The following is a 7,888-nucleotide window of genomic DNA, read 5'->3' on the forward strand; positions in this document are numbered from 1 at the left end:
GGCGAGGGCCGTGGGGGCGGCCTCGGCGAGGGTGCGGAGCAGGGTCGTGCGGGAGACGCGCGCCTCGTCCGGGTCCGCCTCGTGGGCGTACGCGAGTCCCGGGTCGACCAGCTGCACGGCGTGCACCAGCAGGTCGCCGGTGAGCAGCAGCCGCTCCTCGCCCTGATCCACGAGCACGCACTGGTGCCCGGGGGTGTGTCCGGGCGTCGGCAGCAGCCGTACGCCCGGCCCGATCGAGGCTTCGCCGTCGACCTCCCGCAGCTGGCCGGCGGCGCGCAACGGCTCGACCAGCCCCGCCCGCAGCTGCGGGTTGACCCGGTCGACGGCGGTCACCTCGGCGCGTTGGAGCAGGTACGTGGCATTGCGGAAGTACGGCGTGCCGGGGGAGCCGGTGACCGCCCAGCCGACGTGATCGGTGTGCAGGTGGGTCAGTGCCACCGTGCCGACGTCCGCCGGGTCGATGCCGGCGGCGGCGAGCTCGGCGGGGAGGTGGCCCGGCACCGGCGCCCAGCTCGCGGCGGGGGAGCCCGCCGGGCCGATCCCGGCGTCGACCAGGGTGACCAGTCCGTCCCCGACCCGGATCGCGAAGCAGCGGAATCGCAGCCACCAGCGCCCGTCGGCGGTCACCGCGGCCGGATCACGCCGGTCGGCCTCTCGCCACTGCTCCGCCGTGGCGGCCGGGAACGCCGCCGCGCGGGGCTCGAAGAACGGGCCCTCGCCGTCGGTGATCGCGGTGACCGTGATAGACCCGAGGCTGCGGCTCAGCGGCATCGGGCGATGATGCCACTGATCTCCCGTGCCGGCCGCGAATTTCCCCTCTGCCGAGGCCGGCTGGGGGGTGCCGGCGAGTTTCCAGTACGCTCGTACTGCTTGAGCACGTGTCCCCCGAGAGGAGCGCCGGCCGATGGCGAAGATCAAGGTAAACAACCCGGTCGTGGAGCTCGACGGCGACGAGATGACCCGGATCATCTGGAAGCAGATCCGGGAGCAGCTGATCCTGCCCTACCTCGACGTCGACCTGCACTACTACGACCTGTCGATCCAGCACCGCGACGAGACCGACGACCAGGTCACCGTCGACGCGGCCAACGCCATCAAGGAGCACGGCGTCGGCGTGAAGTGCGCGACGATCACCCCGGACGAGGCCCGGGTGGAGGAGTTCGGCCTCAAGAAGATGTGGCGGTCGCCGAACGGCACGATCCGGAACATCCTCGGCGGCGTCGTCTTCCGCGAGCCGATCATCATGTCGAACGTGCCGCGCCTGGTCCCCGGCTGGACCAAGCCGATCATCATCGGCCGGCACGCCCACGGCGACCAGTACAAGGCCACCGACTTCGTCGTGCCCGGCCCCGGCAAGGTGACCGTCACCTACACCCCGGCGGACGGCTCCGCCCCGGTGGAGATGGAGGTCGCCAACTTCGCCGGCGGCGGTATCGCCATGGGCATGTACAACTTCGACGAGTCGATCCGCGACTTCGCGCGGGCTTCCTTCCGCTACGGCCTGGACCGCAACTACCCGGTCTACCTGTCGACCAAGAACACGATCCTGAAGGCGTACGACGGCCGGTTCAAGGACCTCTTCGCCGAGGTCTTCGAGAACGAGTTCAAGGCCGAGTTCGACGCCGCCGGCCTCACCTACGAGCACCGGCTGATCGACGACATGGTCGCCGCCGCGCTCAAGTGGGAGGGCGGCTACGTCTGGGCCTGCAAGAACTACGACGGTGACGTGCAGTCCGACACCGTCGCGCAGGGCTTCGGCTCGCTCGGCCTGATGACCTCGGTGCTGCTCTCCCCGGACGGCCGCACCGTCGAGGCCGAGGCGGCGCACGGCACGGTCACCCGGCACTACCGGCAGTGGCAGAAGGGCGAGAAGACCTCGACCAACCCGATCGCGTCGATCTACGCCTGGACCCGTGGCCTGGCCCACCGGGGCAAGCTGGACGGCACCCCGGCGGTGACCGAGTTCGCCAACACGCTGGAGCAGGTCATCGTCGACACCGTCGAGGGCGGCCAGATGACCAAGGACCTCGCGCTGCTGATCTCGCGCGACGCCCCGTGGCTGACCACCGACGAGTTCATGAACGCGCTCGACGAGAACCTGGCGCGCAAGCTCGCCGCCTGATCTCGGCCAGCAACAACGGAGCCCGCCGGCATCGCGCCGGCGGGCTCCGTCGTACCCGGGGGAGGATTTTCCGTCACTCCACTCGGCGCGCCTCGTTGACCTGGGTGGACGAGATGCCAGTCGCGTCCAGGAAGGTTGACCGCGGTGACCGCGCGGCACGAGTGCCGATCAGCCAGCCTTCCCGGCTGTCGTGCACAGCCAGCCGTCCCTTCCCTGCGGGGGGCCCTGTCCCGGGCCCCCCGCGCCCTGTTCGGGCAACGTCAGGCGCGCCGTCGGGAAGCTTCTCGTGCCCGAGCCGGGGCGCGTGCGCTCAGGCGGCGCGGAGGAGTTCGGCGGCGCGCTCCGGTGCGATGTCGTTGATGAAGGTGCCCATGCCGGACTCCGAGCCGGCCAGGTACTTCAACTTGTCCTTCGCCCGGCGGATGCTGAACAGCTGAAGATGCAGGTGGCCGAGCTCACGGTCGATCCGCACCGGCGCCTGGTGCCACGCCGCGATGTAGGGCATGGGCATGTCGAAGAGCCCGTCGAACCGGCGCAGCAGGTCCAGGTAGAGCGGCCCGAAAGCGTCCCGCTCGGCGTCGTCCAGCGCGGGGATGTCCGGCACCGGCCGGTTCGGGGCCACGTGCACCTCGAACGGCCAGCGGGCGGCCGCCGGGACGTACGCCGTCCAGTGCTCGTTGGCCAGGACCACCCGCTCACCGGCGGCCCGCTCGGCGGCGAGCACGTCGGCGTAGAGGTTGCCGCCGCCGGTGCGCTCGGCGTGCCGGCGCGCGGCGGTGAGCATCGTCCGGGTCCGCGGGGTGACGAACGGGTACGCGTAGATCTGACCGTGCGGGTGGTGCAGGGTCACCCCGATCTCCACGCCCCGGTTCTCGAAGCAGAACACCTGCTCCACGCCGGGTAGCTCGCCGAGGGCCACGGTCCGGTCGGCGAGCGCCTCGATCACCGTGCGGACCCGGGTGGGGGAGAGGCTGGCGAAGGAGGCGTTGTGGTCGGAGGTGAAGCAGACCACCTCGCAGCGGCCCAGGCCCGGCCGGACCGGCGTGAACGGAGTGATCTCCGCGGGGGTGTCGGCGACCCGGCCGCTCAGGGACGGGAAGCGGTTCTCGAAGACCACCACGTCGTAGTCGGGCGCCGGGATCTCGGTGAGCCGGTCACCCAGCGAGGGGTCGAGCGGGCACTGGTCCGCCGGCGGCAGGAAGGTGCGGGTCTGCCGGTGCACGGCGACCGCCACCCACTCGTCGGTCAGCGGGTCGTAGCGCAGCTGGGACGCGGGCGGCGGAGGTGGCAGGTCCCGCCGGTCCGGCTGGTCGCGGACGGCGTCGTCCCGCTCGTCGAAGTAGATCAGTTCCCGGCCGTCGGCCAGCCGGATCTCGGTGCGCTTCACTCCGCGGCCCCTTCGTTCGTCGGCGTGCCCGTCGCCGTCACCGTCACCAGTTCGCCCACGTGTTCGCCGAGCACCCGGCGTGCCTCGGGCGGCAGCCTCTCGTCGCTGATCAGCACGTGCGCGGCCGACAGCTCGACGATCGAGGAGATGCCGACCGTGCCCCACTTGGAGTGGTCGGCGAGCACCACCAGCCGGTCGGCAGCCGCGACCAGGGCGCGGTCGGTGTCCGCCTCCATCAGGTTGGGCGTGGTGAATCCGGCCCGCTCGCTGATCCCGTGCACGCCGAGGAAGAGCAGGTCGAGGTGGAGCGATCGGATCGCCGCCACGGCCAGCGGCCCGACCAGCGCGTCGGAGGGTGTCCGCACCCCGCCGGTGAGCACCACGGTCTGGTCCGGGCGTCCGCCGGCGTGCATGACCTCGGCCACCGGGAGCGAGTTGGTCACCACGGTCAGCCCGGGCACGTCCACCAGCCGGCGGGCGAGCTCGGCGGTGGTGGTGCCGGCGGAGAGCGCGACGGCCGCACCCGGGCGGACCAGCTGCGCCGCCCGGTCGGCGATGGCCGCCTTCTCGGCCGGCTGCCGGACCGACTTCGCCCGGAAGCCCGGTTCGTCGGTCGAGCCCGGCCCGGCCACCGTGGCGCCGCCGTGCACCTTGGCCAGCAGGCCGCGCTCGTGCAGCGACTCCAGGTCGCGCCGGATGGTCATGTCCGAGACGCCGAACTCGGCGGCCAGTTCGCTGACGCGCACGCCGCCCGCCGCGCGGACCCGCTCCAGGATGGTCGCCTGCCGTTGCTGCGCCAGCATCCGCCGCCCCTCCCGGCCACTCACGTACTCTCACGTGGTCAAACGTGTTCCAACAAGAATGAACATTAGCGCGTGTCCGGAACCGGTGGAAGGAACGGGGTGGCCCCGGGCCGCGTGGTGACCCACCGCTCACCGGACGCGCGTGATCAGGGCTGCCACGGCAGCCCGGCCGGCTCCACCGGCGCAGCCGCCCGGAGGAGGACCGGGCGGCCCCGCGCCCACCCGGGACGCGGGGCTCAGAGAGGTGGCAGCTTGGGTTCGACCCAGCCGGTCTCGGTGAGGTGGTGCAGCACCGTCTGGACCGCCTCGTCCACGGCCAGCTCGCTCGTGTCCAGCACCAGGTCGGCGTCGGTCGGCTCCTCGTACGGGTCGTCGACGCCGGTCATCCCGGTGAGCAGGCCGGCGCGCGCCCGGGCGTACAGGCCCTTGCGGTCACGCCGTTCGCAGACCTCGAGCGGGGTGGCGACGTGCACCAGCACGAACCCCGCCCCGGCCGCGAGCGCCATCTCCCGGGCGGTCGCCCGGGCCGCCGCGTACGGGGCGATCGGGCAGCAGATGGCGACCCCTCGATGCCGGGCGATCTCGGCGGCGACCCAGCCGATCCGGCGCACGTTCAGATCCCGGTCCGCCTTGTCGAACCCGAGCCCCGCCGAGAGCTCCCGCCGCACCACGTCACCGTCGAGCAGGGTGACCGTACGCTCGCCGCCTTCGCGCAGCGCGTCCGAGAGCCCCCGGGCGACTGTCGACTTGCCCGAGCCGGAGAGCCCGGTCAGGAAGACCACGAGGCCGCGGTAGCGGCGGGGCGGGCGCGCCCGGGCCAGCTCCCGGGCGACCGCCGGCGGGGTGTGCCACTCGGGCAGCGGGAAACCTCGGTCCAGCAGATCGTCGATCTCCGCCTGGGTCAGCGCCAGCCGCCGGTTGCGCGGCGGGATGTCCTCCCGCCAGCGCCACTGCCCGTCCCGACTGTCGTAGGCCAGCTCGCGCGGCACCAGCACCCGTAGCCCGGCCCCGGAGAGCATCTCGCCGGTGGAGAGCAGGTGGGTCACCCCGTACGCGGCGGAGACCCGGGCCCGCAGCAGAGCGTCGCTGATCTCGTCCCGGCGTCGGGAGAGCGGCACGGTGACCAGAGTCGCCGGTGGCATCCGGTCCCGGGCGGCGAAGACGGCGCGTACCAGCGACTCGGGCGGGAGCCCCCCGGGCCCGTCCTCGCCGACGGGGATCAGGACGAGCAGGTGCGCGCCGAGGGTGCGGGTGGCGTGCGCGATCTGGGCGAGCTGCGGCCGGTGCAACGGGCGGTCGGCGATCACCCCGAGCACCCGGCCGGGTGGCAGCAGCGCCCGCACCTCCTCCGGGGTGCGGCGCAGCCGCTGGAACGGCCCGTGGCCGCCGTCACCCAGCCGGCGCAGGGTGCCTCCGACCCCGGCCACCCCGTCGCGGACCGGCCACGCGTCGGTCACGTCCAGCGCGGCCACCGGAGCGCCCTCGCCGTCGGTGAGCACCAGCGCCCGGCGTGCCGGATCACGTGGATCGAGCCCCTGGGCGAGCGCCGTCGGCACCTGGAGGGTCACCGCGACCTGCCACGGGGTGCCGTCGGCGAGCCGGGCCCGCCGGCTGACGGAGACCAGGTCGGCGCGCGTCATGAAGCCGGTGAGCGGGGCGTACGCCCCGGTCAGCAGCAGCTCAAGGTCGGCCAGCTCCCCCGGACGCGGCGTGTACGCCGGCGCGTCGCGGAGCAGCTCGTCGGGCAGCACCCACCCGTTGCTCATCACACCCCCACTCGCTGATCGGCACACAGTTTCGCAGCAGACCGGCGATCGGTCGAGGGTGCCACTCCACGAGGGAACCTCAGGGGGCCGTCCCGGCGCCGCGCCGGCGCACGCCGGTCAGCCGCGTCGGCCCCGCAGCGCGGGCCGGGCGAGCAGGTCGGCCGGTACGCGGCGACGGACGGCCTGGCGCAGCCGGAAGAGGAACGCGGTCTCGTCCACGACCCGCGGCACCGCCCCGTCGGCGGCGCACCGGATCAACAGTGGCAGGCGGACGTCCTGCGTCCGGGCCAGGCTGGTCACCCGCGCCTTGAGCCGCCAGGTGCCGGCCGTGCGGCCGGCGTTGACCGTCCGGTAGTCCACAGTCACCGTCGCCCGGTGGACGGCGTGCGTGCTCCCGTCCGGCCCGACCACCCGTTCGACGGTCGACGTCACGGCAGGAAGACCTCGTCGCCCGCCTCCTGGTGGCGGGCCACGACGTCCACCCGGCCCGCACGAGGGCCGTCGTCACGTCGCGCAGCTGCGGGGGGACGTCCGCCACCGGCAGCACGAGCAGGTCCCGGTCGCCGTCGCGGCCGGCGGCGACGGGTCCGTCGTCGGACTCCAGCCAGGCCCCGACGGTGACGGTCAGGGTGGTGCCGGCGAGGGCGTGGCGCTCGATGCGCGCGGCGGCGCGCAACGTCCCCTCCCACTCGGCGAACCGGCGCAGGTCCGCCGACCGCCCCTGCTCGGCGAGGTGGGCGACGACGCGGTACATCGGTGGCAGTCCGGCGGCCACCCCCGGGGCGAACCGCTCCCGGATGATGTCGCGGACCTCCGCGGCCACCTGCCCCGCCCACTCCGGCGGCGCCTCCAGCAGCCGCCGGCCGCGCAGCCGGTCGAGCATCTGGTGGCGCAGCCAGCGCCGGTGCAGCCGATCCCGCAGCGGGCCGGGCTCCACGTGCGCGTCGACGATGTCCAGGGCCTCCCGCAGCGCCGTGTAGTACTCCCGCGGGTCCAACCGACCGGCCGTCACGTTCCCGCTGTCGTCCCGGCGGTCGTGGTGGTAGCAGGTGTAGTCGGAGAGCACGCACGTCCGCTTCGACAGCAGGTACGCCCGGACGACCATGCGGTGGTCCTCCAGACGTCGTGGCCACCCCTCGGGAAAGCGCAGCTCGTGCTCGTCGAGGAACCCCCGACGGAACATCTTGTGACAGGTCAGGCTGTCCATCAGCGGCGCGTTCGCCAGGGTCGCGTCGGACCGGTTGCGCCGGAACAGCTCGCGGGGCACCCCCCGATCCCCGTGCCCCGCCATCCGGCCGATCACCACGTCGGCGCCGTTCGCGGCGCCGTAGTCGTACATCCGCTCGAGCGCCTCGTCGCCGAGCCAGTCGTCGTCGTCGACGAACATCACGTACTCGCCCCGGGCGTGGGCGACCCCGACGTTGCGGGGGCGCGACGGCCAGCCCGAGTTGTCGAAGCGCACCACCCGCAGATGCGGGTGGGCGGCGGCCAGCGCGTCCAGCCGGGCCGGTGTCTCGTCGGTCGATCCGTCGTCGACGAAGACGGCCTCGAACTGCGACGCCGGCATCGACTGCCGCAGCAGCGAGTCGACGAGCTTCTCGATGTGCGGGCCGCTGTTGTGTGCGGGCACCACGACGCTCACCTTGAGGGACTCGCTCGTGCCGTCGATCATCTCTCTCCCCGCGCTCGTGCCTGCCGGACCGTCGGCGATCCGGCCGGAATCGATACGACCGTGCATGGGACTCCGTCACTGCCCCAAAGGTTCCCTCATGACCGGTCTCCTTAGGGGGCGGGTGGGTCAGGATCAGGG

At 73.2% G+C, this 7,888-nt stretch carries 6 protein-coding genes; 1 reads left to right on the forward strand and 5 read right to left on the reverse strand.

Features of this window, described 5'->3' with window-relative positions; translation table 11 throughout:
• Window positions 1–771 (reverse strand): MBL fold metallo-hydrolase (locus E1211_RS28470; RefSeq protein WP_132352717.1); only part of this gene is annotated, 771 nt, incomplete at its 3' end.
• 133 nt (window positions 772–904) lie between these two features.
• Here E1211_RS28470 and E1211_RS28475 point away from each other — a divergent pair.
• Window positions 905–2,122: an NADP-dependent isocitrate dehydrogenase gene (locus E1211_RS28475; protein ID WP_132352719.1), complete on the forward strand. Its 1,218-nt coding sequence runs from the start codon at window positions 905–907 to the stop codon at window positions 2,120–2,122.
• Between the two features lie 310 nt (window positions 2,123–2,432).
• Here the strand turns inward: E1211_RS28475 and galT are convergent, their stop codons facing one another.
• The 4 genes from galT to E1211_RS28495 form a co-directional block, all read right to left on the reverse strand.
• Window positions 2,433–3,509 (reverse strand): galactose-1-phosphate uridylyltransferase, encoded by a 1,077-nt coding sequence (galT, locus tag E1211_RS28480; RefSeq protein ID WP_132352721.1) that lies wholly within the window; start codon window positions 3,507–3,509, stop codon window positions 2,433–2,435.
• On the reverse strand, window positions 3,506–4,312 hold the full coding sequence (locus tag E1211_RS28485) for a DeoR/GlpR family DNA-binding transcription regulator (RefSeq protein ID WP_132352723.1): 807 nt from the start codon (window positions 4,310–4,312) through the stop codon (window positions 3,506–3,508). Before E1211_RS28485 ends, galT begins: the two co-directional genes overlap by 4 nt.
• A gap of 236 nt (window positions 4,313–4,548) precedes the next feature.
• On the reverse strand, window positions 4,549–6,078 hold the full coding sequence (gene cysC / locus E1211_RS28490; RefSeq protein WP_132352725.1) for an adenylyl-sulfate kinase: 1,530 nt from the start codon (window positions 6,076–6,078) through the stop codon (window positions 4,549–4,551).
• 79 nt (window positions 6,079–6,157) lie between these two features.
• Window positions 6,158–7,750 carry a glycosyltransferase family 2 protein gene (locus tag E1211_RS28495; protein ID WP_132352727.1) on the reverse strand — a complete coding sequence of 531 codons (1,593 nt, stop codon included), beginning with the start codon at window positions 7,748–7,750 and terminating at the stop codon, window positions 6,158–6,160.
• Window positions 7,751–7,888 lie beyond the last annotated feature (138 nt).

The sequence above is a fragment of the Micromonospora sp. 15K316 genome, assembly GCF_004348525.1.
GTDB lineage: Bacteria > Actinomycetota > Actinomycetes > Mycobacteriales > Micromonosporaceae > Micromonospora.

Bases quoted from the DNA above. Each gene is read 5' to 3' on its own strand.
- E1211_RS28475 (WP_132352719.1), top strand. From the start codon at position 905: ATGGCGAAGATCAAGGTAAACAACCCGGTCGTGGAGCTCGACGGCGAC.
- E1211_RS28485 (WP_132352723.1), bottom strand. From the start codon at position 4,312: ATGCTGGCGCAGCAACGGCAGGCGACCATCCTGGAGCGGGTCCGCGCG.
- cysC (WP_132352725.1), bottom strand. From the start codon at position 6,078: ATGAGCAACGGGTGGGTGCTGCCCGACGAGCTGCTCCGCGACGCGCCG.
- E1211_RS28495 (WP_132352727.1), bottom strand. From the start codon at position 7,750: ATGATCGACGGCACGAGCGAGTCCCTCAAGGTGAGCGTCGTGGTGCCC.